Annotated in this window: 23 protein-coding genes and 1 tRNA gene; 13 read left to right on the top strand and 11 right to left on the bottom strand. The window is 70.9% G+C overall.

The features are described 5' to 3' along the window. The 4 genes from ACIF6F_RS16400 to ACIF6F_RS16415 all read right to left on the bottom strand — a co-directional run bounded on the left by ACIF6F_RS16400 (nucleotide 1) and on the right by ACIF6F_RS16415 (nucleotide 2,455). Nucleotides 1-849, bottom strand: a complete 849-nt coding sequence (locus ACIF6F_RS16400; protein ID WP_399946923.1) for an MBL fold metallo-hydrolase — start codon at nucleotides 847-849, stop codon at nucleotides 1-3. Further along, on the bottom strand, nucleotides 846-1,751 hold the full coding sequence (locus ACIF6F_RS16405) for an NUDIX hydrolase (protein ID WP_399946926.1): 906 nt from the start codon (nucleotides 1,749-1,751) through the stop codon (nucleotides 846-848). Before ACIF6F_RS16405 ends, ACIF6F_RS16400 begins: the two co-directional genes overlap by 4 nt. A gap of 81 nt (nucleotides 1,752-1,832) precedes the next feature. Then, a complete protein-coding gene (locus tag ACIF6F_RS16410; protein WP_399946929.1) occupies nucleotides 1,833-2,297 on the bottom strand; it encodes a RidA family protein in 465 nt (154 codons plus the stop codon). Further along, nucleotides 2,294-2,455, bottom strand: a complete 162-nt coding sequence (locus tag ACIF6F_RS16415; protein WP_107048484.1) for a DUF4177 domain-containing protein — start codon at nucleotides 2,453-2,455, stop codon at nucleotides 2,294-2,296. Before ACIF6F_RS16415 ends, ACIF6F_RS16410 begins: the two co-directional genes overlap by 4 nt. Before the next feature lie 69 nt (nucleotides 2,456-2,524). Here ACIF6F_RS16415 and ACIF6F_RS16420 point away from each other — a divergent pair, with 69 nt between their 5' ends. Together ACIF6F_RS16420 and ACIF6F_RS16425 are read left to right on the top strand one after the other, a co-directional pair. Next, nucleotides 2,525-3,505, top strand: coding sequence for an ArsA family ATPase (locus ACIF6F_RS16420; RefSeq protein ID WP_399946932.1), 981 nt, complete (start codon nucleotides 2,525-2,527; stop codon nucleotides 3,503-3,505). Further along, on the top strand, nucleotides 3,502-4,836 hold the full coding sequence (locus ACIF6F_RS16425; protein WP_399946935.1) for an ArsA family ATPase: 1,335 nt from the start codon (nucleotides 3,502-3,504) through the stop codon (nucleotides 4,834-4,836). Before ACIF6F_RS16420 ends, ACIF6F_RS16425 begins: the two co-directional genes overlap by 4 nt. Nucleotides 4,837-4,901: 65 nt before the next feature. Here ACIF6F_RS16425 and ACIF6F_RS16430 read toward each other — a convergent pair whose 3' ends face one another. Beyond that, nucleotides 4,902-5,252, bottom strand: coding sequence for a WhiB family transcriptional regulator (locus ACIF6F_RS16430; protein WP_399947263.1), 351 nt, complete (start codon nucleotides 5,250-5,252; stop codon nucleotides 4,902-4,904). Between the two features lie 575 nt (nucleotides 5,253-5,827). Between ACIF6F_RS16430 and ACIF6F_RS16435 the strand changes: the two genes are divergently transcribed. Further along, entirely contained in the window at nucleotides 5,828-8,098 is a 2,271-nt protein-coding gene (locus ACIF6F_RS16435) for a transglycosylase domain-containing protein (protein WP_399946938.1), read from the top strand. Nucleotides 8,099-8,219: 121 nt separating this feature from the next. Here ACIF6F_RS16435 and ACIF6F_RS16440 read toward each other — a convergent pair whose 3' ends face one another. Continuing rightward, nucleotides 8,220-8,684 carry a GatB/YqeY domain-containing protein gene (locus ACIF6F_RS16440; protein ID WP_399946940.1) on the bottom strand — a complete coding sequence of 155 codons (465 nt, stop codon included), beginning with the start codon at nucleotides 8,682-8,684 and terminating at the stop codon, nucleotides 8,220-8,222. A gap of 87 nt (nucleotides 8,685-8,771) precedes the next feature. On the opposite strand from ACIF6F_RS16440, the gene ACIF6F_RS16445 reads away from it, so the two are divergent. The 4 genes from ACIF6F_RS16445 (at nucleotide 8,772) to ACIF6F_RS16460 (ending at nucleotide 11,696) form a co-directional block, all read left to right on the top strand. After that, nucleotides 8,772-9,710, top strand: coding sequence for a metallophosphoesterase (locus ACIF6F_RS16445; protein ID WP_399946943.1), 939 nt, complete (start codon nucleotides 8,772-8,774; stop codon nucleotides 9,708-9,710). 22 nt (nucleotides 9,711-9,732) lie between these two features. Beyond that, complete coding sequence (locus ACIF6F_RS16450) at nucleotides 9,733-10,434, top strand: Pr6Pr family membrane protein (RefSeq protein WP_399946945.1); 702 nt, start codon at nucleotides 9,733-9,735, stop codon at nucleotides 10,432-10,434. 39 nt (nucleotides 10,435-10,473) lie between these two features. Continuing rightward, nucleotides 10,474-10,547: transfer RNA gene (locus ACIF6F_RS16455), tRNA-Pro, on the top strand. Between the two features lie 516 nt (nucleotides 10,548-11,063). Next, a complete protein-coding gene (locus ACIF6F_RS16460; RefSeq protein WP_399946948.1) occupies nucleotides 11,064-11,696 on the top strand; it encodes a restriction endonuclease in 633 nt (210 codons plus the stop codon). A gap of 87 nt (nucleotides 11,697-11,783) precedes the next feature. On the opposite strand, the gene ACIF6F_RS16465 is transcribed toward ACIF6F_RS16460, so the two are convergent. The 3 genes from ACIF6F_RS16465 to ACIF6F_RS16475 form a co-directional block, all read right to left on the bottom strand. Further along, nucleotides 11,784-13,301, bottom strand: a complete 1,518-nt coding sequence (locus ACIF6F_RS16465; RefSeq protein WP_399946950.1) for a LacI family DNA-binding transcriptional regulator — start codon at nucleotides 13,299-13,301, stop codon at nucleotides 11,784-11,786. Nucleotides 13,302-13,329: 28 nt separating this feature from the next. Further along, nucleotides 13,330-13,689, bottom strand: coding sequence for a helix-turn-helix domain-containing protein (locus ACIF6F_RS16470; RefSeq protein ID WP_399946953.1), 360 nt, complete (start codon nucleotides 13,687-13,689; stop codon nucleotides 13,330-13,332). A gap of 129 nt (nucleotides 13,690-13,818) precedes the next feature. Beyond that, complete coding sequence (locus ACIF6F_RS16475) at nucleotides 13,819-14,313, bottom strand: helix-turn-helix domain-containing protein (RefSeq protein ID WP_399946955.1); 495 nt, start codon at nucleotides 14,311-14,313, stop codon at nucleotides 13,819-13,821. 289 nt (nucleotides 14,314-14,602) lie between these two features. Between ACIF6F_RS16475 and ACIF6F_RS16480 the strand changes: the two genes are divergently transcribed. The 5 genes from ACIF6F_RS16480 to ACIF6F_RS16500 all read left to right on the top strand — a co-directional run bounded on the left by ACIF6F_RS16480 (nucleotide 14,603) and on the right by ACIF6F_RS16500 (nucleotide 20,438). Continuing rightward, nucleotides 14,603-15,793, top strand: a complete 1,191-nt coding sequence (locus tag ACIF6F_RS16480) for a DUF3631 domain-containing protein (protein ID WP_399947265.1) — start codon at nucleotides 14,603-14,605, stop codon at nucleotides 15,791-15,793. 376 nt (nucleotides 15,794-16,169) lie between these two features. After that, the gene (locus ACIF6F_RS16485; protein WP_399946957.1) at nucleotides 16,170-17,114 is read left to right on the top strand and encodes a DUF2637 domain-containing protein; all 945 of its coding nucleotides are present in this window, start codon (nucleotides 16,170-16,172) and stop codon (nucleotides 17,112-17,114) included. 292 nt (nucleotides 17,115-17,406) lie between these two features. After that, nucleotides 17,407-17,853, top strand: coding sequence for a plasmid mobilization relaxosome protein MobC (gene mobC, locus ACIF6F_RS16490; protein ID WP_399946960.1), 447 nt, complete (start codon nucleotides 17,407-17,409; stop codon nucleotides 17,851-17,853). Next, complete coding sequence (locus ACIF6F_RS16495; RefSeq protein ID WP_399946962.1) at nucleotides 17,854-19,503, top strand: relaxase/mobilization nuclease domain-containing protein; 1,650 nt, start codon at nucleotides 17,854-17,856, stop codon at nucleotides 19,501-19,503. Between the two features lie 56 nt (nucleotides 19,504-19,559). Next, nucleotides 19,560-20,438: a ParB N-terminal domain-containing protein gene (locus tag ACIF6F_RS16500; protein WP_399946966.1), complete on the top strand. Its 879-nt coding sequence runs from the start codon at nucleotides 19,560-19,562 to the stop codon at nucleotides 20,436-20,438. Nucleotides 20,439-20,891: 453 nt separating this feature from the next. Here ACIF6F_RS16500 and ACIF6F_RS16505 read toward each other — a convergent pair whose 3' ends face one another. Together ACIF6F_RS16505 and ACIF6F_RS16510 are read right to left on the bottom strand one after the other, a co-directional pair. Further along, nucleotides 20,892-21,500, bottom strand: coding sequence for a GNAT family N-acetyltransferase (locus tag ACIF6F_RS16505; RefSeq protein WP_399946968.1), 609 nt, complete (start codon nucleotides 21,498-21,500; stop codon nucleotides 20,892-20,894). A 23-nt stretch (nucleotides 21,501-21,523) separates the two neighbouring features. Beyond that, nucleotides 21,524-22,963, bottom strand: a complete 1,440-nt coding sequence (locus tag ACIF6F_RS16510) for a hypothetical protein (protein ID WP_399946971.1) — start codon at nucleotides 22,961-22,963, stop codon at nucleotides 21,524-21,526. 355 nt (nucleotides 22,964-23,318) lie between these two features. Between ACIF6F_RS16510 and ACIF6F_RS16515 the strand changes: the two genes are divergently transcribed. Further along, nucleotides 23,319-24,149, top strand: a complete 831-nt coding sequence (locus tag ACIF6F_RS16515) for an aspartyl/asparaginyl beta-hydroxylase domain-containing protein (RefSeq protein WP_399946974.1) — start codon at nucleotides 23,319-23,321, stop codon at nucleotides 24,147-24,149. Nucleotides 24,150-24,180: the final 31 nt, after the last annotated feature.

Below are 24,180 nucleotides of genomic sequence, written 5' to 3' on the forward strand. Positions count from 1 at the left end.
TCAGTAGCCCGGCGGGCCAGGGATCAGACCGTGCTCGCGCAGGTACTCCAGTTGCGCACGCACCGACCACTCGGCCGCCGGCCACAGCGAGCGGTCCACGTCCGCGTAGACGTGCGCCACGACCTCGGAGGCGGTGGTGTAGCCGTCCTCCACCGCGGTCTCCACCTGCGCCAGGCGGTGCGCGCGGTGCGCGAGGTAGAACTCGACCACGCCCTGCGCGTCGTCCAGCACCGGGCCGTGCCCCGGCAGCACCGTGTGCACGCCGTCGTCCACGGTGAGCGACCGCAGCCGCCGCAGGGAGTCCAGGTAGTCGCCGAGCCGTCCGTCGGGGTGCGCCACGACCGTCGTGCCGCGCCCGAGGACCGTGTCCCCCGTGAGCACCGCCCGGTCGGCCGGCAGGTGGAAGCAGAGCGAGTCGGCCGTGTGCCCGGGCGTCGGCACGACCCGCATCTCCAGGCCGCCGGTGGTGATCACGTCGCCGGCTTCGAGGCCCTCGTCGCCGAGCCGCAGTGCCGGGTCGAGCGCCCGCACCCTGGTGCCGGTCAGCTCCGCGAAGCGCCCGGCGCCCTCGGCGTGGTCCGGGTGGCCGTGGGTGAGCAGCGTCAGCGCCACGCGCTTGCCCGCCTGCTCGGCCGTGCTGATCACCCGGCGCAGGTGGGCGTCGTCCAGCGGGCCGGGGTCGATCACGACCGCGAGGTCCGAGCCGGGCTCGGAGACGATCCAGGTGTTGGTGCCGTCCAGCGTCATCGCGGAGGCGTTCGGGGCCAGGACGTTCACCGCGCGGACCGTCGCCGGACCGGAGAGGGCCGCGCCGCGGGGCTGGCCCGGCAGGGCGGCTGCGTCCGTCATCGGTTCCCTCCCGTCTTCACGCGCTTCGTGAACTCCTCGTGCCCCGGCCAGCTGAGGACAATCTCCCCCTCCTCCAGCCTGGCCTGCGCGAGCACCGGTGTCAGGTCCTGCTTCCCGGCGGCCGCCAGGGCCTCGGCGGCGGTGCCGTACGGGGTGAGGGAGCGCAGGGTGGAAATGGTGGGCGGCATCATCAGCAGCTCGCCGCGGTCGTAGCCGGCGGCGGCGTCCGCGGGGCGGGTCCACACGGTGCGGTCGGCCTCGGTCGAGGCGTTGCGGGTGCGCTGGCCCTCGGGCAGGGCGGCCACGAAGAACCAGGTGTCGTACCGGCGCTGCTCGAACTCGGGGGTGATCCAGCGCGCCCAGGCGCCGAGCAGGTCGGAGCGGAGCAGCAGGCCGCGCCGGTCGAGGAACTCCGCGAAGGACAGGTCCCGGGCGACCAGCGCCTGCCGGTCGGCCTCCCAGTCGTCGCCGGTGGTGTCGCCGACCAGGGTGTCCGGGGCCGGACCGGCCAGGAGGACGCCCGCCTCCTCGTACGTCTCGCGGACCGCGGCGCACACGATGGCCTGGGCGGTGGCCCGGTCGGTGCCGAGCCGCTCGGCCCAGTGCTCCAGCGAGGGCCCGGCCCAGCCGACGAGGTGGTCGTCGTCCCGCGGGTCGACGCCGCCGCCCGGGTAGGCGTACGCGCCGCCGGCGAAGGCCATGGAGGCGCGCCGGCGCAGCATGTGGACGGCGGGCCCGCCCTCGGCGTCCCGCAGCAGCATCACCGTGGCGGCCCGCTTGGGCTCCACGACCGTGAGGGTGCCCGCCGCGAGGGCGCGGATGCGGTCCGGCCACTCCGGGGGGTACCACTGGCCTCCGGCGGTGCTCCCGGCTGTTCCGTCCTGCGTCTGACCATTCGGCATGGCCGGATGCTACGGCGATCCGCGTCGATGTTCGAGGGGTGCCCGGGAGCGGCGTCCCGGGTCACCCGTGCCCGTGGGGTCTCAGTCCTCGATCTCGATCTGGAACTCGACCTCGACCGGGGCGTCGAGCGGCAGGACCGCCACGCCGACGGCGCTGCGGGCGTGCACGCCCTTCTCGCCGAGGACCTCGCCCAGCAGCTCGCTGGCGCCGTTGATGACGCCCGGCTGGCCGGTGAAGTCGGGGGTCGAGGCGACGAAGCCGACGACCTTCACGACGCGCTTGATCCTGTCCAGGTCGCCGATGACGGACTTCACGGCGGCCAGCCCGTTCAGGGCGCAGGTCTTCGCGAGCTCCTTGGCCTCGTCGGCGGTGACCTCGCCGCCGACCTTGCCGGTCAGCGGGAGCTTGCCGTCCACCATCGGGAGCTGGCCCGCGGTGTAGACGTACGCGCCGGAGCGGACGGCGGGCTGGTACGCGGCGAGCGGAGGGACGACCTCCGGCAGGGTCAGCCCGAGTTCGGCAAGCTTCGCCTCGACGGTGCTCATGCCTGCTTCTCCCGCTTCAGGTAGGCCACCAGCTGCTCGGGGTTGTTCGGCCCGGGCACGACCTGGACGAGCTCCCAGCCGTCCTCGCCCCAGGTGTCGAGGATCTGCTTGGTGGCGTGGACGAGCAGCGGGACCGTCGCGTATTCGAACTTCTTCATGCAGGGGAGCGTAGTGCCTGCCGTGAGGGCTCGTGCGCGGCGCGAGAGGGGACTGGTTAAGGTCGACGGGTGAGCAGGCTCCAGGTGGTCAGCGGCAAGGGCGGAACCGGTAAGACCACGGTCGCCGCCGCACTCGCGCTCGCCCTCGCGACCGAGGGCAGGCAGACGCTTCTGGTGGAGGTCGAGGGCAGGCAGGGGATCGCGCAGGTCTTCGGGACGGAGGCGCTGCCCTACGAGGAGCGGAAGATCGCCGTCGCCCCGGGCGGCGGGGAGGTCTTCGCGCTGGCGATCGACGCCGAGCGCGCGCTGCTCGACTACCTCCAGATGTTCTACAAGCTGGGTTCCGCCGGGCGGGCGCTGAAGAAGCTGGGCGCCATCGACTTCGCGACCACCATCGCGCCGGGCCTGCGGGACGTGCTGCTGACGGGCAAGGCCTGCGAGGCGGTCAAGCGCAAGGACAAGAAGGGCCGCTTCGTCTACGACCACGTGGTGATGGACGCCCCGCCGACCGGCCGCGTGACCCGCTTCCTGAACGTCAACGACGAGGTGGCGGGGCTGGCGAGGTTCGGGCCGATCCACAACCAGGCCCAGTCGGTGATGAAGGTCCTCAAGTCCCCGCACACGGCGGTGCACCTGGTGACCCTGCTGGAGGAGATGCCGGTGCAGGAGACGGCCGACGGCATCGAGGAACTGCGGGCCGCCGGGCTCCCGGTGGGCCGGGTGATCGTGAACATGGTGCGCCCGCACCACCTCGACGAGGCCGCCCTGCGGGCCGCGTCGGGCGAGCTGCGGACCGGTGTCGCGCAGGCACTGTCCCGGGCGGGCCTGGGCGGCGCACGGCGCGGGGGGCCGGCCGAGCGGCTGGTCGGGCCGCTGCTGGAGCAGGCCGCGGAGCACGCCGAGCGCGTGGAGCTGGAGCGCGAGCAGCGCTCCGTCCTGCGGGGCCTCGACCTGCCCTCGTACGAACTGCCGCTGCTGGGCGGCGGGATGGACCTCGCCGGTCTCTACGACCTGGCGGCGGAGCTGCGGAAGCAGGTGGAGGCCGAGTGAGCAGTGCCCTGAGGACTCCCCCGCCGCTGGACGTGGACGCGCTGCTGGACGACCGGGGCACGCGCATCATCGTGTGCTGCGGCGCGGGCGGCGTGGGCAAGACGACGACGGCCGCGGCGCTGGGGGTACGGGCGGCCGAGCGGGGCCGCCGGGTGGTCGTGCTGACCATCGACCCGGCGCGGCGGCTGGCCCAGTCCATGGGCATCGACCTGCTGGACAACACGCCCCGGCCGGTGGCGGGCATCAGAACGGACGACGGCGCGGCCGGGGACGACGGCCCGGCGGGCGCCGGGGGCGGCGAGCTGCACGCCATGATGCTCGACATGAAGCGGACCTTCGACGAGATCGTCGAGGCGCACGCGGACGGCGAGCGGGCCCGCGCGATCCTGGACAACCCCTTCTACCAGTCCCTGTCGGCCGGCTTCGCGGGCACGCAGGAGTACATGGCCATGGAGAAGCTGGGCCAGCTGCGCGCGCGGGACGACTGGGACCTGATCGTGGTCGACACCCCGCCCAGCCGGTCCGCGCTGGACTTCCTGGACGCCCCGAAGCGGCTGGGGTCCTTCCTGGACGGGAAGTTCATCCGGGTGCTGATGGCGCCGGCGAAGGTCGGCGGCCGGGCGGGGATGAAGTTCCTCAACGTCGGCATGTCGATGATGACCGGCACGCTGAGCAAGCTGATGGGCGGTCAGCTGCTGAAGGACGTACAGACCTTCGTGGCCGCCATGGACACGATGTTCGGCGGCTTCCGCACCCGGGCCGACGCCACGTACCGGCTGCTGCAGGCTCCGGGGACGGCGTTCCTCGTGGTGGCGGCGCCCGAGCCGGACGCGCTGCGGGAGGCCGCGTACTTCGTGGAGCGGCTGGCCGCGGAGCAGATGCCGCTGGCCGGGCTCGTGCTGAACCGCGTGCACGGGAGCGGTGCCGGGCAGCTGTCGGCCGAGCGGGCCCTGGCCGCCGCGGAGAATCTTGAAGAGAGCGGCATTGTCGATCAGGAGTCCGGGAAAGCTGGTGCTCGTGGCCCTGCCGATCCTGCCGACCGCGCCGACTCCCCCGACGGCGACTCCCCCAGCCCGGACGGCGGCCGCAGTACGGACGGTGCCGTTCCGGATCCGGACGTACCGGATGTGGAACTCATCACCGCGGGACTGCTGCGCCTGCACGCCGAGCGCATGCAGGTGATCGCGCGCGAGCGGCACACACGCGACCGCTTCACGTCGCTGCACCCCGAGGTGCCGGTGGCCGAAGTGGCCGCCCTGCCCGGCGATGTGCACGACCTCGCCGGGCTGCGGGCCATCGGTGAACGGCTCACGACCGGTCAGCCGGACTGACGCGGGCGGGGACACCCGGTGGTGCGCCCCTGGTGAGCCGGTGTGAGGAGGACCGCGCCGGGTGTCTACCCGGCAGCCGCGTACGTCTCGTAGGCGACGTCCGCCTCCTCGTCGACATCCATGGTGAGGATGCCGGTACTGCGCTCGTACTCCGTGCGCGCGGTCTCGAGCAGTCGCCGCCACGAGGTGACGGTGGGGCGCCGGCGCAGCAACGCCCGCCGCTCCCGCTCGGTCATGCCGCCCCAGACACCGAACTCGACACGATTGTCGAGCGCGTCCGCGAGGCACTCGGTCCGCACCGGGCAACCGGTGCACACCGCCTTGGCCCTGTTCTGCGCTGCACCCTGAACGAACAGTTCATCCGGATCGGTAGTGCGGCAGGCTGCCTGCGCACTCCAGTCGGTAACCCAGCCCATTGCGGCGCCGTCCTCTCCCGAATCGAGGCTCCCCCACGGCGGCAGCGGCATATTCACCGCTGCCAGTTGAGGACGTTACGGAAGGCGGACACAGCGCAACACCCCCGACGGGCCCAATCTTGAATGGCCCGAACGGACTATGCGTGAGCGTCAGATCACCCGACGGAGTGACCCGGCGACATGCCGGACCTATCCGGCAATTCCGGACGAACCCGTGGAGCCGGACCGGCAGACGGGCACCGGGTGCGGGAAATTCGGACATGCGTCCACCCTCTTCGGGAAGGGTGAATGTCGCGTCCAGGGGTTGATGTCCCACCGCACTGCTGTGACAGTTGGGAGCAGCTTAGGCCAAGGCATGCGCGCGTGTCCGGCGAATGGCACAGTAGGCCCTTCGCGTTGTCCTTCGCGTTGTCCTTCGCGTTGCCGTTCACGTGCCCGCGCACGGCCCTTCACGCTGCCGTCCGTGTTGCCCGTCACACCGTCGGGCGTGCCCGGATGTCACGGTCTGGTACTCGAACATCGCCAGGGGCCCTTGGTCCCGTGGAATGCCACTGGTGACGGATTAGGCTGCCTCCATGCCAAAGAAGCGCTCGGGCGGAGGTCTCACCGGGACCCAGCAGGCCGCCAAGTTCGTCGGTGTCTCGGTCCTGGCCGGTGTCGTGCTCGCCGGAATCGCCATCCCGGGCGCGGGCGCGCTCGGTCTCGCGGCCAAGGGCACGGTGGAGGGGTTCGACGAGATCCCCGCCAACCTGAAGACCCCGCCGCTGAGTCAGCGCACGAGGATCCTGGACGCAGAGGGTGGGCTCATCGCCACCGTCTACTCGCGCGACCGGAAGGTCGTGCCGCTCACGGCCATCTCCCCGTACATGCAGAAGGCGATCGTCGCGATCGAGGACTCGCGCTTCTACGAGCACGGTGCGATCGACCTCAAGGGCATCCTGCGCGCGGTCAACCGGAACGCGCAGGAGGGCGGCGCCGCGCAGGGCGCGTCCACGCTCACGCAGCAGTACGTGAAGAACGTGTTCGTCGAGGAGGCCGGCGACGACCCGGCCAAGGTGGCGGAGGCCCAGCAGAAGAGCCTCGGCCGCAAGGTGCGCGAGCTGAAGTACGCGATCCAGGTCGAGGAAGAGCTCGGCAAGAAGAAGATCCTCGAGAACTACCTCAACATCACCTTCTTCGGCCAGCAGGCGTACGGCATCGAGTCCGCCGCGCAGCGCTACTTCAGCAAGCCCGCCGCCGACCTCACCCTGGAGGAGTCCGCGCTCCTGGCGGGGCTGGTCCAGTCGCCGAGCCGGTACGACCCGGTGAACGACGCGGAGGAGGCCACCAAGCGCCGGAACACCGTCCTCCAGCGCATGGCCGACATAAAGGACATCTCGCAGGCCGAGGCGGACCGCGCCAAAGCCACCCCGATCAAGCTGAAGGTCACCCGGCCCAAGAACGGCTGCATCACCGCCGTCAGCGGCGCCGGCTTCTTCTGCGACTACGTCCGCGCCGTGTTCCTCTCCGACCCGGTCTTCGGCAAGACCAAGGAGGAGCGGGCCAAGGTCTGGAACCGCGGCGGCCTGACCGTCCGCACCACCCTGGACCCGCAGTCCCAGGAGTCGGTCAACGACTCCATCAAGGACCACGTCAACCAGGACGACAAGGTCGCGACGGCGGTCACGCTGGTCCAGCCGGGCACCGGGCGCGTGCTGGCGATGGGGCAGTCCAAGCCGTACGGCTTCGGCACGAACGAGACCCAGATCAACTTCTCGGTCAACAAGAAGATGGGCGGCTCGAACTACGGCTTCCAGACCGGTTCGACCTTCAAGCCCATCGTGGCCGCGGCGGCCATCGAGCAGGGCGTGCCCCCGACGAAGTCGTACCCGTCGCCGTACGACATGGACTACCCGAGCCCGGTCCGCACCTGCAACGGCGGCACCTGGGTCAACACCGGCGACCGCGTGGAGAACGAGACGGAGTCCGAGGTCGGCCCGTACGCGCTGCGCGAGGCGATGGCCAAGTCGGTCAACACCTACTTCGTGCAGATGATCAGCGACATCGGCGTCTGCCCGGTGACGGAGATGGCGCAGAAGCTCGGCGTCATCCAGGGCGACGGGTCGAAGCTGAAGGAGGTGCCCTCGATCGCGCTGGGCACCGGCGAGATGTCCCCGCTGACGATGGCCAACGCCTACGCGGCGTTCGCCAACCGGGGCGTCTACTGCACCCCCGTCGCCATAGAGTCGATCACCGACCCCCACGGCAAGGCCCTGCGGGTGCCGAAGTCCAGCTGTGAGCGGGTCATGTCGGAACGGACCGCCGACACCATCAACACCCTGCTGCGCGGCGTGGTCGACTCCGGTACGGGCAAGCAGGCCGGCCTCGGCGACCGCGACAGCGCGGGCAAGACCGGTACCACCGACGAGCGCAAGAACGCCTGGTTCGTGGGCTACACGCCGAACCTGTCGGGCGCGGTCTGGGTCGGCTCCGGCGGCGCCAAGAAGGTACCGATGGAGAACATCTACATCGGCGGCCAGTACTACGAGAAGGTCTTCGGTGGCGGCGTCCCCGGCCCCATCTGGCGCGACGCGGTCGAGGGCGCGCTCGCGGGCCGAGAGGTGATGCAGTTCCAGACGGTCCACATCCCCGAGCCGGTCGACCCGAGCGCCGGCGGCAAGGGCAAGCCGGGCAAGCGCAAGCCCGGCAAGAAGGACGACGGCAAGCCCGGGCGTGACCGGGACGGCGACTCCGGCCGTGACGCCGGCGGTGACGACGACGACCCGGCCACCGGCCCGGTCGACGGCGGCACGCTGCCGATCCCCGGCTTCGGGCTCGACCCGGCCGTGATCACGCGCGAGCCGTAGCCGCGGACGCGGACGACGGAAGAGGGCGGGCGCCCGGCCTGGAGCCGGGCGCCCGCCCTCTTTCCCTGCACCGTCCGGTCGGCCGGCTCCGTGCGCCGGCCGCCTGGCGTGCGTACGCCGGTCAGCCGGCCAGCAGCCGCTTCACGACGGCGGCGACGCGGCCGCCCTCGGCGAGGCCCGCCACCTTCGGGTTCACGATCTTCATGACGGCACCCATGGCGCGCGGCCCCTCGGCGCCGGCGGCGCGGGCCTCCTCGACGGCCTGGGTCACGATCGCGGTGAGCTCGTCGTCGCTCAGCTGCTTCGGCAGGTACCCGGCCAGGACCTCGCCCTCGGCCGTCTCACGCGCCGCCTGCTCGGTGCGACCGCCCTGGGCGAAGGCGTCCGCGGCCTCGCGGCGCTTCTTCGCCTCCTTGGTGATCACCTTGAGGACTTCGTCGTCGGAGAGCTCGCGGGCGACCTTGCCGGCGACCTCCTCCTTCGTGATCGCGGCGAGGGTCAGCCGGAGCGTGGCCGAGCGGAGCTCGTCACGCGCCTTGATGGCGGTCGTGAGGTCTTCCTGCAGCTTGGACTTGAGCGTGGTCATGGGTCGAGTCTGCCAGGTGAGTGCCCGGCGGCGCCCCCCGGTTTCGCCGGGCACGGGGCGCGTCCGGCGTCTGCGACGATAAGCACCATGCACGCGCGTTACGGAGTACCCCTGAAGGTCACCGCGGGAATCGCCGCCGTCGGCGCGGCCGGTGTGGCCTACGCCGCCGGCTTCGAGGCGAGGTCCTTCCGGCTGAGGCGGGTCACCGTGCCCGTGCTGCCACGCGGCATGCGCCCCCTGCGGGTGCTCCAGGTCTCCGACATCCACATGGTCACCGGCCAGCACAAGAAGCGGGCCTGGCTCCAGTCCCTGGCCGGACTGCGGCCCGACTTCGTCGTGAACACCGGCGACAACCTCTCCGACACCGGGGGCATCCCCGAGGTGCTGGACGCGCTGGGCCCGCTGATGGAGTTCCCCGGCGTGTACGTCTTCGGGTCGAACGACTACTACGGGCCCCGGCTGCGCAACCCCGGCCGCTACCTCATCGAGAAGGTGCAGGGCCGGCACGGGCTGAACGGCAACAAGCCGGTGGTCGGCGCCGTGCACAACCCGTGGGAGCAGATGCGGGACGCCTTCGACGCGGCCGGCTGGGTCAACCTCACCAACACGCGCGGGCGTCTGAAGCTGCCGGACCTGGAGCTGGCCTTCACCGGACTGGACGACCCGCACATCAAGCGCGACCGGTACGAGTACGTCGCGGGCGGCCCCGCCGCCGACGCGGACTTCTCGGTGGCCGTGGTCCACGCCCCGTACCTGCGGGCCCTCGACGCCTTCACCGCCGACGGCTACCCCCTGATCCTGGCGGGGCACACGCACGGCGGGCAGCTGTGCATCCCCTTCTACGGGGCGCTGGTGACCAACTGCGACCTCGACACCGACCGGGTGAAGGGGCTGTCCACCCACGAGCTGGCCGGCAACCGCGCGTACCTGCACGTCTCGGCGGGCTGCGGCACCAACCGCTTCACGCCGGTCCGCTTCGCGTGCCCGCCCGAGGCGACACTGCTCACGCTGACGCCCGCGGAGTGACACGCGGCAGTACGTTGACCGGATGATCGCACCCGCATATCCGACGGCGTTCCGCGCCCTGATCGCCCTGGCCGCGCTGGCCGGCGTGACCATCGAGTGCCTCTGCGGCCGCGTCCCGGTGGTGCTGAGCTTCTTCACGATCTGGACGAACGTCGCGGTCGCGGTGGTCTACGGGATCTCCGCGGCCCGCACCTGGCGGCGCCGCGAACCGCTGCCGCCGCTGGTGACGGGCGGGGTGCTGCTGTTCATCCTGATCACCGGGCTCGTCTACCACCTGGTGCTGGCGAACCCGGCGAGCCCGTTCAACGTGACGGACGACATCGCGAAGCTCACCGGGGCGCGGGCGGTCGCCGACCTGCTGCTGCACACCGTGACCCCCGTCGGGGCGGTCCTGGAGTTCGCGCTGCTCACCGCGCCGCGCCGGTTCACCCCGCGGCTGGCCGCCCTCTGGCTGGCGTACCCCCTGGCGTACGTGGGCTTCGCCCTGGTCAGGGGCGCCCTGCTGGCCCCCGGCACCCCGACCCGCTACACGTACCCGTTCATCGACGCGGCCCGGTACGGCTACGCGCAGGTCGCCGTGACCGCCGTCGTCCTGGGCCTCGCCTTCTACGCGCTGGCCCTGCTCCTGGTCCTCGCGGACCGCCTCCGTCCGGACCTCCGCCCCGTGTCCGCGAGGCCCGCCGAAAACCGGATTTCGTCTCCGGGCGCGGGTCCGCTAAAGTAATCGATGTCGCCACGGCAAGCAGAACCGCCCGGCGGCGATCGGGGTGTAGCGCAGCTTGGCAGCGCGCTTCGTTCGGGACGAAGAGGTCGTGGGTTCAAATCCCGCCACCCCGACAGCCGTAAGACCAGGTCAGGGGCCTGATCCGAGAAATCGGATCAGGCCCCTGAGTGGTTTTCTGGGCGTCTTGGGAGCCGTTTGGGAGCCGACTTCGGAAGCTGGCTCCCACCCCTCGGCTGCTGGAGCATCGCCCGGTAGCTCTGGAAACTGCAGCCCCGGACGTCGCCTGGGGCTGTCAGACCGGTGGTGCATGCTGAGGCAGTCACCAACCTGGGGGAGGAATCGTGCCCGGCGTCCCTGCCACATTCCTGTCGAGGGGTCCGCGACCCGATCGCAAGAGCCAGCCGACTCCAGAAGACCGCGGGCCGTTCTGCACCACATGCGTATTGTGCGATGAGCCACTCGTACCGGGTCGCCAGAGGTTCTTCACGGTCGGTGTGGAAAACGGCTGGCCACTGGCCTGGCACACTCCGACCGAAAGCACGACGTGCGTTGCGGGAGTCAACCCCAGCCCCGTCACGCTCGCCGCGCTCAAACCGGGCGACCACATCATGGGGCCGGGGGGACTCCCCATGATCGTCCACGAGTGCAGGCGGATCCGTAAGACGAATCAGCCGTCGTACTACCGTCTTCGCACGGGCAGTTCCGCGCCGGTGTACCTTCACCGCGCGCACTTCTTCCTCGTCCCCGGCCCCGACGAGCTGGCCCGTCTGAAGGATCAAGCACGCGCGAATCGGGTGGACCTGCTACCCGACGACGGATTCCTCTTTCCTACGCACGACTCGCTGCGCATCAGCCCAGCGAGGATCGACCGCCTCACGCCGAACCAGTTCGAGCAGTTCGTGGCCGGACTTCTGGAACGATCGGAATGCTCGATCACCCGACGTGGAGGCCGGGCCAACGACATGGCCGCCGACATCCTCGCCACCGATCGTGATGGGGTCTACATCGCAGTCCAATGCAAGCACACCCGGACCGGGCGGAACGTTGGCGCTGCGACCATGTACGAAGTGAACGGCACAGCCGCTCCCGAGCACGGGGCGAGAGTGGCGCTCGTAGTGACGAATGGCGGTTTCACGAAGTCTGCCCTGGCCTTCGCGGACAGACACGAGATCCGGACCGTGGCACGAGACGACCTGGCGAAGTGGGCCGACGGGTCGCTCACTCTGGCCGAGATCCTTGGCGAGGTACCTGCCAACTTCTGACGGAGTCGTACGGGGGACCGCCGTCGCGGCGAGGCCACTCTGCGACTACGGCGATGCCCCGCAACACCGTTGCGGGGCATCATCCAGCTACCGGAGAACAGCCGCGCGTGCGCGCAGGAGGTCGTTGAGCACGCGCACAGGCGACGTCGAACACATCGCCAGACGAGCATCGAGCGCCGCCTCCCACTGCTCGGTCAGGCCAGCCATGAGGCGGCGGCGCATGCCCGGGGTGACGTGGGCGTAGCGGGCCGAGACGGAGCCGTCGATGTGGCCCATGCGCTCGTCCATGAGGACCTTCTCGGTGCCGAGGTCCTCCATCATCGTCCGGTGGGTGTGGCGAAGGCCGTGGGGCGTGAGGCCCTTGGCGATCGGGGTCCAGCAGGCGTCGGCCCGGTCGGTGGCGTTGCGGCCTCGGGCCGGGACGCCGGGCCAGGGCTCACCGAGCAGCGGCACGGGACGTGCCTCCTGGGGCGCCTTCCTCGGGTACCAGCCGGAGACCGCTGGGGTGAACAGCCAGGTGGCGAAGCCGTTGCGCCGCCAGTGGGCCGCGTGCTCCGACACGGTGCCGCCTCGTACGAATCCGAGGTCCGCGATGGCCTGTTCCACCTTCGCCCTCGTGGCCTCGGCGACGCGCGCAGGGTGGTTCAGGACGTTCGACACCGTGCCCGTGGAGACGCCGGCGCGGCGGGCGACGTCGACCAGCTTGGCGCCCTGATGGCCGCCGGTGCGGGCTGCGCCGAGCCCTCGGTAGACGTAGATCTTGCCGTGGCAGGGGCACGGCGTCGGCTTTGTACGGGCGATGTGGTTGGCGACCAGGGCCGAGAGCCAGTCCATCGAGTCGAGCGTCCGGTAGCTGTCGTCCTTGGGCGGGACGCGCACCAGCTCGCCGGTGTCCAGCTCGTACAGCTGCCACTCGACGCGGAAGGATCCAGCCCGGACGAACTCCGTCTCCAGCCCAACCATTTCAGCCCATCGCATCCCGGTGTAGCCCTTCTGCACCACGGCGACGAACTCGTCGTCGCGGCCGGAGAGCAGCGAAGCGCGCTCAGCGGTCAGCAGGATGCCGAGCGCATCGGTGATGACCTTCTCCGGGCCGCGGTCGCGCGAGCGGCCGGCACGCTTGCCACGCCCGCGTCGCCTGGCGGCCGGATTGGACGTAATCAGGCCCTCGTCGATCGCGTCCTCGAGGATCAAGTGGAGCGTCGAGCGCCAGGTCTTGACGCTGGAAGCCGCGTACGCGGCCCGCTCCTTCTTCTCCCACAGCTCGACGTCCGTGCGGAGGATGCCGACGAGCGCCTTGTCTTCGAACTCGGGGAGAAGGTGCTCCTCGATGTGACGCCGGTAGTTCTGCATCGTCGACGCGGCCAGGTCCTGGGCCTCGTACCAGCGGCTCGCGTACTCGCCGAACGTCTCCTGCCCGAGGGCCGGATCGCGCCAGTCGCCGCGCCGGTACTTGTTCTCGGCCTCGCTCGCGGCGCGCTGGGCCTCGCCCTTGGTGGCGAACCTGATGGCCTTCCCGCTGTCGTCGACGACCGTGAGGTGCTTGCCCGGCGCGATCTTGTACCGGCCGCGCCAGTAGTTTGCGCGCTTCTCCGCGAATCCCATGTGTTCTTCCCTCCTCTTGCGTCGCCTCTTAAGCGGCGGTCCCGAACCGGTCCTGGCGGGCCCGGCGTGGCGGCCGGGCGCGGAGACGGCTCGTGGGCAGAGGTACGGCGGGCGGAGAAGCGGGACTGGGCGCGTTCATTTTCGGGACAGCGGCCGTCACAGCAGGGCGGCTGGGGACGGACGGACGGGCCTCGTGCATGCGGATGATCTCCGCGAGGTGTTCGCCGGTGAAGCGGTAGGCGCGGCCGACCCGAGTGAAGGGGATCAGTCGTCGGCGGGCGCGATCCTTGACCCACCATGCCGAGCAGCCGAGCACAGCGGCGACGTCCTCGGGGTGGTAGAGGCGCGGCGGGGCGGCATGGGCATGGGGTATCGCCGTCTGGCGCAAGCAAAGTCCTCTCCTGGCCTCGGCTGATGGGGCGGCAACCCCGGCCGGGCCGGTGTCGTTCAGGGATGGGATGGGCGTGTGACTGGCCGGGCCCTGGGGTTTGCGGTCCAGAGCGGCCGGAGGAGCGGGCTACGGCTGGGGCGGCAGGCCGAACTCCTCCAGGTTGATCTTCATGGTGCTCTCGGCGATGGCGTTGCTGACCACCGCGTTGGCCTCTTCACGGATGTCCGGGTGCTCGTCGAGGTAGGCGATGAGTTCGGCGTTGACCCGGCGGTACGCGTGCTGGGCTCTCTGGGCGGCCGCGTTGGCGGCCACGACGGTGTCGATCAGCTCCATGGCGCGGCCGGCGGCGGCCAGGGCCGGCGGGCCGACGAGGTTGGACAGCGACACTCCGAAGACCTCGGCGAAGCCGATGGCCTCGTCGAGGTTGATGCGGCGCTTGCCGTTCTCGATCCGCCATACCGCCGACGGGTTCATCTCGTAGCCGGCCTCGTTGAGGCGCTCGGAGAGCGTGGTGGTGCTCCAGCCCCGCTGCTCGCGCTCGGCCTTGATCCGCTTGGCGGCGTTGTCCTCACCCTTGAGCAGGACGCCCTCGGATGCGTCCTCGCCGTCGTCGTCGGGCATTGACCCCTCCTTCCTCTCGCAGCATGTCCCTGCAATTCGCAGCAGCCTAAACAGTACACCACGTTCTGCCTGTTGCATAGCCGCTCTGCATGTGGCATGGTTGTTGTACTGGGCCGCTGCTGCCCGCAGGAGACGCCAGCACCTGGCCAGACATGCAAAAAGCCCCCCAGTGCTTGCGACACCGAGGGGCTCAAAGCGCAAACCTCACGCCGCCCATCCCTGAACGACTAGCTGCAGTGCCGGGATTGCCGTCCCATACGGCCGCAGATTGAGGAGCTCGATGTCCAGTATGGACGAAGCCAGCCCGAACACGCCATCCCTTCCCGTCGAGTGGCCGCCGACCGCCATCCCCGGCCAGCCGCCCGCCGCGGACCCCGAGGGCATAGAGGTCCTGGACCTGCTCCGGGACGCCATCCGCCGCTACGTCGTGATGCCGAGCGACGAAGCCCTGACCGCCACCACACTGTGGGCGGCGGCGACCCACCTACAGACGGTCTGGCAGCATGCGCCCCGCCTCGCGGTGGTCGGCCCGGCCAAGCGCTGCGGGAAGTCCCGGCTCCTCGAAGTCCTGATCGAGGCCGTCCACGAACCGCTGATCACGGTCAACGCGTCCGCTGCGGCGATCTTCCGGTCGATCGGCGCGGGCGACCCGCCCACGCTGCTCGTGGACGAGGTCGACACGATCTTCGGCAGCGCGAAGGTCGCGGAGAAGAACGAGGAGATGCGCGGCCTGCTCAACGCCGGCCACCAGCGCAACCGGCCCACCCTGCGCGTCACCGGTCCCAACCACGAGGTGGTCAAGTTCGACACCTTCGCCATGGCCGCCCTCGCCGGCATCGGCGACCTGCCCGACACGATCATGGACCGGTCGGTCGTCATCCGCATGCGGCGGCGAGCCGAGACCGAGAAGGTCAGCTTCTGGCGCTACGGCCGCGACGACCTGACGGTCCGCGAGCTCCGCACACGGCTCGCTGCCTGGCTGACCTCCGTACGCGAGAAGGCACTCGCCCTGGAGCCGAAGATGCCGGTCGAGGACCGCGCCGCCGACACCTGGGCGCCACTGGTCAGCGTCGCCGACCTCGCGGGCGGCCACTGGCCCGCCCTGGCCCGCACCGCGTGCACCGCCATGACGGACTACGAGGCCGGGCGTGACGAGGATGGCGGGCTGAAGATCCGCATCCTCGCCGACATCCGCCGCGCCTTCGCCTCCGAGGGCGACCAGCCGGCGATCCGCACCGGCCGCCTCCTGGAGATCCTCAACGCCGACCCCGAGGCACCGTGGGCCGAGCACAGCCCCAACGGGCTCACCCCGCGCGGCCTGCAGATCCTGCTCCAGGACTACGGCATCAAGTCGGCCAACCGGCGCTTCCCCGGCGGCCACCAGGCCAAGGGCTTTACCCGCGCCCAGTTCACCGACGCCTGGACCCGCTACTGCCCGCCCGAGGCAGCCGCCACCCTCCCCGTCGAGCCCGGCGCCTGACCCTCCCCGACTCGTCCCACCCGTCCCCGCGCAGGTCAGCGCGGGGACGAGTCAGCGACCCGCAACGAGTCGACTCGACATCACCACCCCACCCGTACCTGCCCTGACCAGCGGCGGGACGAGTGGGACGAGTCCCAGCACGCATGGCCACCCACGCCCCGGCGGCCACATGCGGCTCTGCACACGCTCCGCTTTCCCCACCCTGGAGACCGCTCCCTTGCACTTCCCTGCCTCAAGCGCCCCGGCAGCCATACGCAGCATCCGCGCCCGCATCGCGCGGCTCACCTCGGCCGCCGAGGACCAGGCCCTCCAACAGAAGGACGATCCAGACGACGCTCGCCAAGCACCCGCACCCGCACCCGCACGGGGGCGTCGCGTGAACCGCGCGGGACACTTCATCCTCGTCCTCGGCCTGGTGGCTGTCGTCCTCATGGCCTTCCGGGTCTCGTGGAACGCGCTGTCCGACGTGGCCCGCGCCATCGGCGCCGACTCCACCGCCGCCCTGCTCTACCCGATCGTGGTGGACGGGCTGATGGCCCTCGCGCTGATCGCCACGCTCGTGCTGACCGGTGACGACCGGACGTTCGCCCTGAAGATCCTGGCGGCCTACACGATCGCGAGCCTCCTGCTGAACTACGTGCACGGCCTCGTACCGGCCCTGCACACCGACTCGATCCAGTGGGGCCGACTGACTGACCTGGACTACGCGAACTGGGCCCTCGTACTGCTGGCAACCTCACTCCCGGTCGGGTCGATCTACTTCGGGTCGGACCTCGTGGCCAAGGTGCTGCACCACAACCCCGAGTCGGCCGACTCCCCGGAAACGGCCTATGCCCAGTCGGCCGGCGACCAGGCCCCACGGTCGACGCCTGACCGGCCCGAATCGGCCTCCGACCAACTGCCCAAGTCGGCCCCCACGAAGGTCACCGAGGCACCTGCCACGGGGCCGACCGAGGGAGCCGAAGCGGCCCCCGTCACCCGACCGCCTCGGCCGACCACGGTGGCGGAGTCGACCGGAGCCGGCCCGCGTCGGGCGACCGGTCGGGTCCCCGACGCCGCCAAGTCGACCGCCAACCGCACCCGCACACCCGCCGAAGTTCTCGACAGGGCCCGACTCCTGACCGCCGACTGGAGCGACGACCACCTGACCGCCGAACGTCTGCGCCGCGAACTACGGATCGGGCTGCCCCGGGCCCGCGCCTTGCGCGACCAGCTTCAAGCCGAGCGCACCGGCCAGGCCCAGCCCGCCACGGACGACGGCTCCAAGGCCGGACCACTCGACGGACTGAACGAAGCCGCCTCTCCCGTCAGCACCGGCTGACCCTCACAGCGCCCTGACCCGCCCTCCGGCGCATCCCGTGTCCCCGTGCAGACAAGCACGGGGACACGGGGGCCGCTCACGCCCAAGCACCCAGCACTCCGCGGAGAACCGATCCATGCACAACCCGAGCCGCGAGCTCCCCACTTCCCAGCAGCAGATGCCCACGACCCCAGCCCCGGGCGGAGCAAGGTATGGCGTTGGACCGTCCAAGGGCCGGTCCCACGCAGAAGCCTCCGCCCCGGGGGTGGCGGAGGCGGGTCCCCGGCGCGAGGGCGCACCGGGGACAGGGGGCGTGCGTGCCGCCGACGAGGCCGCGCTGCGCCGTGTCGCCCGCCGTCGCGCCCGCCAGGACGTGCAGCGAAAAGAGCGTGTCGACGTCCGCTACAGCACCGACGAGAAGACCGAGATCCTTGCCGAAGCCCGCCGACTCGGTCTGGCCGGCGCGCACTTCGTCGGCGCCATCGTCATGGCCCACTTGAACGGCGACCTCGCCCTGCCCGAGCAGCGCACCCCCGTCGACGACCTGATCGACGAGTACGCCGCCCTGCGCGAACAGGTCTCCCGCATCGGCAGGAACGTGAACCAGATCGCCAAGCGCCTCAACGAAGGCGGCACGACACACCCGGTGGACACAGCAGTGATTGCCGAAGCCGGACGGCTCGTGGCTTTGGTGCAGGACACGGTCAAGGTCGTCGACACCGCCGCCAACGTGGCCGCCACCAGCCGTTGGGCGGCCTGATTGATCGCGAACATCGTCAAGCCCGGCCACAAGACCCGGGGCGTCCTGAACTACCTCTACGGGCCCGGCCGCGCCAACGAGCACACCGACCCGCACCTCGTCGCCGCGTGGGACGACTTCGTGCCCGACCCCGGCCGCGACCCCGACGCCACCCTCGCCCAGCTCGCCGACGTCCTCGATCTGCGGGTCAAGCAGGCCGGCCACAAGGCCCCGAAGAACCACGTCTGGCACTGCTCGATCCGCGCCGCACCCGAAGACCGCCACCTGACCGACGACGAGTGGGCCACCATCGCCCGGCGCGTGCTGAACGCCACCGGCATCGCCCCGGCCGACGACCCCGACGCCTGCCGCTGGGTCGCCGTCCGCCACGCCGACGACCACATCCACATCGTCGCCACCAAGGTCCGGGGCGACCTCCGCCCGCCACGGAACTGGAACGACTTCCTGCGCGCCGACAAGGAACTCGTCGCCATCGAGAAGGAGTACGGGCTCCGCCAGGTCCCGCGCGGCGACCGCACCGCCGCCAAGCGCCCGACCCGCGCCGAACAGGAGAAGGCCCAGCGCGCCGGCCGACCCACAACCGCCCGCGAACGTCTGCGCACCACCGTCCGCACCGTTCTCGCTGCAGCCACGACACCGGAGGAGTTCTTCCGCCTCCTCGACGGCTCCGGCGTTCTCGTGGAGATCCAGCGATTCCCCTCTGGCGACATCCGCGGCTACAAGGTCGCCCTCGCCGACGACACCAACAAGGACGGGCAGGCCATCTGGTTCTCCGGCTCGACCCTCGCCCCCGACCTCTCCTATCCCAAGATCAACGAACGCCTCGCCGCCACCGACACCAGTCCAGCGGCACCGTCGGAGTCCCATGCTTGGCGTCGCCTCGCCCAGGCCACCGACCGGGTACCCGAACTCCTCGACCACAGCGAGGATGAGGCCGGACAGGCGCACATCGCCGTCCTCGCCGAAACCCTCGACGTCCTGCCCCTCGCCGCCCCTCCGGGCCTGCGGCCCGGACTCCTGCAGGCAGCCACCGCCTTCGAGCGGGCCAGTCGTTCCCGCATCAGTGCCCAGCACCAGCAGGCGCAGGCCACCCGCCGGGCGGTCAAGGCGATCCTGCGTGAACCCGCCCCGAAGGACGGAATCCTCCTCACGGTCCTCATCGATGCCGTTCTGCTGGCGGCCGTGGCCGCGCAGCACTGGCACCGCACCCGCGGCCACAGCCAACAGGCGGAGGCCGCACGACAGGCAGCCGAGCACCTCCGGACCGCATATCAGGCCGCGGCAGCCGAGCCGCTGGCTGTGATCCACCAGCGAGGAACCCAGCTGCCCGAGTGGCTTCGTCGCCAGCAGGCAGCGACCGTACGCCGAGCTCTCCCGGAACAGGCCGAACAGATCCTCGCCGAGCCCAGCTGGCCCACCCTCGCAGCAACCCTCGCCCAAGCCGGCACCGCGGGCCACAACCCCGCCGCCCTCCTCACCGAAGCCGTTACCCAACGAGAACTCGACACCGCCACCAGCGTCAGTGAAGTCCTCACCTGGCGGCTTCACCGCCTCGCCGACCTGTCGCAACGCACCACCAGCCGTGCCCAGGCTCCCCAGTCGGCTCCCTACCGTCCCGTCCACGTCGACCAGCAGCGCCGTACGCGCTGAACCCCGTCCCGCCATCCGACAAGGAGCACACCCTGAAGATCCACCCCATCGCCCGCATGTTCCCGATGCTCAGCCAGGACGAGCTGCTCGACCTCGCCGAGTCCATCAAGGCCGAGGGCCAGCACAAGAACATCGTCCTCGACGCCGACGGCGTCCTCCTCGACGGCCGCAACCGTCTCGCCGCCTGCGAGATCGCCGGCGTCGAACCCCGCTTCACCACCTACACCGGCAGCAACCCCACGGCACTGATCTTGTCCAACAACGTGTTCCGCCGGCACATCAGCAAGGGCCAGCAGGCAATGATCACCGCCATGGCTTGTTCCGTTTCGGGACACTCCCTGCGGGACCTGGCCAAGCTCCGCGGACTCAGCCGCAGCCGCCTGTCCGCCGCCAACGTCGTCCTCAAGCACTCCCCCGACCTCGCCGAACAGGTTCGAATCGGCGCGCTCAGTCTCGACAACGCCTACAACACCGTCTCCGAGGACAAGGCCCGGGCCGCCGCCCTCCAGGAGCAGTACGACCGCCTCCGCGAGCACGCCCCCGACCTCGCCGAACAGGTCGCCGAAGGCCAGATCACCCTCGTCGACGCCACAGCCGCGCTGAACGAGCGGCTGGAGACAGAACGACTCCGGCAGTACGTGATCGACACCGATACCGTCCGCCAGGCCGATGGCGACACCGCCCCGCCCCTGGCCGAGCTCGTCGAACGGGGAGACATCACCTGGCCCGAGGCACGCCAGCGTGCCGAGGAGTTCACCGTTCGCCGACGGGACACCATCCAGCGATCCAGGCAAGCTCTCCATCTCATCGCCGAACACTGGACTGCCGTCCAGGACCTCGCCGCCCGACCCGACACCGTCTACGCCCAGGACGTTCTCGACGGCCTGGCGCCCGAAGCCCGCTTCCTCGCCCAGGCCCTGATCGCCCTGGCTTGATACGACACACACTCCTTGGGGCCGGCGTCGAATGCGCCGGCCCCAAGGGGTTTGCCTCCTCCGAATGGGGCGGTTCTCAGGCGGTCCACAAGTCAGCGACTACGGCGGTGGCGGCCCCGTCCCCTCGCCCCAGAGCGGTGCTCGGGACCGTGCCCTGGAGACGGCTCGGGGCGAGCGGACGAGTCATGCGTCCGGAGGGAGTGCCAGATGCGTGCCTGGAGTTCTTTGATGCAGGCGCCGCAGGCGTACATGGGTGCCTGGGCTCCGGCGACGGTAGCCGGTCCGATCCACAGGACCCTGGTCTGCTGCTGTCCGCAGTAGAGCCAGCAGTCGCCGTCGACCCAGTGGTTGCCGTCGTCGGTGGCCGGTGGGTCAGGCAGGCCGCCACGCGCGAATTCGGCGATGCCGGGGATCACCAGATGGTGCCGTAAGCCGGCCTCGGTAATCACCGGCTCACCTCTCCGGTCCGCGGTCCGCGTCAGACGAGACGGCGGGCAGCCGATTCGCGGTGGCGACGTCGTCGATCGGGGTCCACTCGTGCTCCAGGATCGAGTAGGTGATCGAGTCCCGCCACGCTCCGTGGACGAAGACGTGGTCGCGGATCCGGCCGTCCTCGGTCATACCTGCCCGCAGCAGGGTCCGCGCGGACGCCTCGTTGAGAGGTGAGCGGGCCGCCCAGATGCGGTGGAGGCCGAGCGTCTGGAAGCCGAGCGCGCACAGCAGGTGGACGGTCTCGGTGCCCAGGCCCTTGCCCCACTCGGCCGGGTGCAGGGCGAAGCCGATGGTGGCCGCCTGCTGGGGTTCGGTGGCCAGGCGGGCGTAGCCGATCAGCTGGTGCTCGCCGCGCCGGGTGATGGCGAGGCAGTACTCGGTTCTCGGGGTGTCCGTGGCGGAGGCGATGGACCGGTCGACGATCGCCTGGACCTGCTCGGGGGTGCGGGGTTCGAAGCTGAGGTGCCGGGTGGCCTCGGGGTCGCCGTAGATGGCCAGAAGGGCGCTGGCGTCCTCGGGTTCGACTTCGCGCAGTGCCAGGCGGTGGCCGGCCAGGTGGACTGGGGTCATGGGCGCGGAGCCTACCTGCGGGGTCATCGGACGAGGACGGAGGTCGGGGTGGCGGTGAAGGCTTCGATCTCCTCGCGCAGATCGGCCGCCACGCCGCCGCTTCGGCGCCCGTCGGCGTGCAGCGCGGCGTGGACGCGCTGGGCACTGCTGGTGATACCGAAGTTCCGCTGCTCGATGGGGAGGTCGAGGACGGGGCGTACGGCCTCGATGGCGCCCTCGATCTCGCCGCGGGCGATGCGGGCGAGGGCGAGGTCGGTCTGCGCGCCGGCCTCGTCGCCGAAGGCCCACTCGTCCTCGACGGCGTCGCGGTACGCGCTGACGGCGGCCTCCGACCGGCTCTCGCCGAGCGCGGGGTCGTCGCCGAGGTGCACGGTGGCCTCGGCGACGTAGTACAGCTGCCGGGGTACGGGGAAGGTCATGATGCCGCCGAAGGCGTCGAGGTCGTCGGGCTCGACGGCCGCCCGGGCTTCCTCGGCCTGCTGGATGGCGGTGCGGGTAGCCTCGGCGTCGCCGATCAGGGCGTGGGCTCGGGCGGAGAGACAGGCGAGCCAGACGCCGGTCGTGCCACGGACGTCGCCAGCGGCGTTCTGGCCGAGGGTGGCGTAGTCGGCGGCCTCGCCGGGTCGGCCGGCCCAGTAGGAGATGAGCGACTGCAGGGAGCGGACCCAGGCGCGCATGGCGTGGTGGTCGGCGTTGTCGGCGCACACGAAGGCGGTGCGGGCCTGCATCATCGCGGCGCTCGGGTTGCCCAGGTCGTGGCTGGCCTTGGCGAGCATGCCGGAGGTGATCCCGGCGAGCAGATACAGCTCGCGGGCCTGCAGGGGTTTGACCCGGCCGTGCTCCAGAAGCCGGAAGGTGAGGTCCTGCACCTCGACCAGGTCGCCGAGCAGGGTCGGCAACGCCAGCCTCGGGTACGCGACGGTGAGCCGCCGCACTTCGTCATGGATCTGGCCCAGGGTCTCCGGGCCGATGCTGCTGCCCTCCGCCATTGCGGTGAAGCGAAGCGCACGACGAGCCGCCATCGCGACCTGCCTTTCCAATTCCGTTGTGCCCGCGTCGATGCGGGGCTCGTTGCTGAACGGGCCGCCGACAGGCAGTGCCGCTGCCTGCTCGGTGGGGAGAAGGGCAAGGGCCGGCCGTGGCGGCGGGACGACGAGCGGGGGATCGGCCGCGGGCGCGGTCGGTGAAGCGGACGGCGGTGCGGGAGCGAGAAGGCGATCGACACCGACGTCGAACATCGCTTCCAGTACCCGGCACTGGTCGGGGTAGGGGCGGGTCTTCACCGCGCCGCCGTACCAGCGCTCGAACTGCCGCTTCGAGACCGACAGGCCCCGGAGCCGCGGATCGTTCTCGTGCTCGGCGATCGAGCTCGCCGTCGCTTCGAACCGGAGGCGGAAGGTCTCGTAGACCTGCCAGTGCCGCCGGAGCGTCAAGACCCGTAAGAGCGTGGGAGTTTCAGCCACAGCGGATCCTCTCCGTCCCCGTTCGTCTCCACCCGACGATAGCCGCGTCGGATCGGCGGGAAACCCGTTCGGCCGCTCCCCTGCGGAGATGACGGCAGCCATGACGGCAGTCATGACGCACGACCGACATCGACCGGCTCGCCGGCCATCCGGCGAGGACGGTTCCATGACGGCGGCGACGTCGTATCCATGCCTCACCGCCCACCCCGATGCTGAACGCCACTTCGCCGTACGTGCACCTCCGGCGGCGGAGCGTGAGATCAGGAGCTGCCTCAGCGGCTCCGGTCGATCACCCCATCCAGCACCACGTGCCCACCGGCCCGTTCATGGGCGGGCCGACGACGGGAGGGAACCGATGGATACCTTGACCGCCCTTGCCGGGCAGATCGCCCAGCTCGACGCCGTCGACTCCGCTCAGCTGGAGCGGATGCGCCACGAGGCCCTGACGGCCCGGGCTCCCTGGAAGGCGGAGTACGGCGCCTACCAGTCCGGGGGCTGGTGGACGACCTCGCTCATGAACGCGTCCGGCGACCCCGCCGACGTGACGATCGGCGACTGCGCCGCCCGGCCGACCGATCTGCTGTCACAGATGCCGGCCACCGCCGCCCTGCTGACCGAACTCGGCCTGAACTACATGTGGGTGCGGCTTGCCCGGCTGGAGGCCAATGCCTTCCTGTGGGAGCACCGCGACTACGACGAGCTCGACCAGGTCGAGCGGCATCGGCTGCACATCCCCCTGCACACCAACACGTCGGCGTTCCTCGTCACCGGCGGCGCCAAGGTGCACATGACCGGCGGGAGGATCTGGCGGCTGACGCCGACGTACGCCCACGGGGTGTGCAACCTGCTCGGACCGGACCGGATCCACCTGATCGCCGACGTGTACGCCGACGACGCTTACCGGCGCCTCGCCCGACGGCCCACGCTTCACCTCGGCACCGCCGAGCCGCTGCCCCCGGCCGACGCGTCGGTGCTCGCCGAGCGGCTCCAGGCCGCCCGCGGCATGGCCGGCCTCGGCTACACCGACGCGGCCGAGCGGATGCTCCTGCGGCTCTTCTACACCTATGCCCTGCCCGAGGGCGCCGTCTACGACCTGATCGCCGAGCTGCACACCTCGCTCGGCGATCAGGAGGCCGCCGCCCGCTGGACGTCGGCCAAGCGCCGACTCCTTGCGCTCACGGCCTGACCGTCGTCACGGCCCACACGCCGACATCCGA

The organism is Streptomyces sp. NPDC086023, assembly GCF_044540325.1.
Lineage (GTDB): Bacteria > Actinomycetota > Actinomycetes > Streptomycetales > Streptomycetaceae > Streptomyces.

Excerpts from the sequence above, each read along its gene's own strand:
- ACIF6F_RS16400 (WP_399946923.1), bottom strand. The coding sequence starts at position 849 with ATGACGGACGCAGCCGCCCTGCCGGGCCAGCCCCGCGGCGCGGCCCTC.
- ACIF6F_RS16405 (WP_399946926.1), bottom strand. The coding sequence starts at position 1,751 with ATGCCGAATGGTCAGACGCAGGACGGAACAGCCGGGAGCACCGCCGGA.
- ACIF6F_RS16410 (WP_399946929.1), bottom strand. The coding sequence starts at position 2,297 with ATGAGCACCGTCGAGGCGAAGCTTGCCGAACTCGGGCTGACCCTGCCG.
- ACIF6F_RS16415 (WP_107048484.1), bottom strand. The coding sequence starts at position 2,455 with ATGAAGAAGTTCGAATACGCGACGGTCCCGCTGCTCGTCCACGCCACC.
- ACIF6F_RS16430 (WP_399947263.1), bottom strand. The coding sequence starts at position 5,252 with ATGGGCTGGGTTACCGACTGGAGTGCGCAGGCAGCCTGCCGCACTACC.
- ACIF6F_RS16435 (WP_399946938.1), top strand. The coding sequence starts at position 5,828 with ATGCCAAAGAAGCGCTCGGGCGGAGGTCTCACCGGGACCCAGCAGGCC.
- ACIF6F_RS16440 (WP_399946940.1), bottom strand. The coding sequence starts at position 8,684 with ATGACCACGCTCAAGTCCAAGCTGCAGGAAGACCTCACGACCGCCATC.
- ACIF6F_RS16445 (WP_399946943.1), top strand. The coding sequence starts at position 8,772 with ATGCACGCGCGTTACGGAGTACCCCTGAAGGTCACCGCGGGAATCGCC.
- ACIF6F_RS16450 (WP_399946945.1), top strand. The coding sequence starts at position 9,733 with ATGATCGCACCCGCATATCCGACGGCGTTCCGCGCCCTGATCGCCCTG.
- ACIF6F_RS16460 (WP_399946948.1), top strand. The coding sequence starts at position 11,064 with ATGATCGTCCACGAGTGCAGGCGGATCCGTAAGACGAATCAGCCGTCG.
- ACIF6F_RS16465 (WP_399946950.1), bottom strand. The coding sequence starts at position 13,301 with ATGGGATTCGCGGAGAAGCGCGCAAACTACTGGCGCGGCCGGTACAAG.
- ACIF6F_RS16475 (WP_399946955.1), bottom strand. The coding sequence starts at position 14,313 with ATGCCCGACGACGACGGCGAGGACGCATCCGAGGGCGTCCTGCTCAAG.
- ACIF6F_RS16480 (WP_399947265.1), top strand. The coding sequence starts at position 14,603 with ATGGACGAAGCCAGCCCGAACACGCCATCCCTTCCCGTCGAGTGGCCG.
- ACIF6F_RS16500 (WP_399946966.1), top strand. The coding sequence starts at position 19,560 with ATGTTCCCGATGCTCAGCCAGGACGAGCTGCTCGACCTCGCCGAGTCC.
- ACIF6F_RS16505 (WP_399946968.1), bottom strand. The coding sequence starts at position 21,500 with ATGACCCCAGTCCACCTGGCCGGCCACCGCCTGGCACTGCGCGAAGTC.
- ACIF6F_RS16515 (WP_399946974.1), top strand. The coding sequence starts at position 23,319 with ATGGATACCTTGACCGCCCTTGCCGGGCAGATCGCCCAGCTCGACGCC.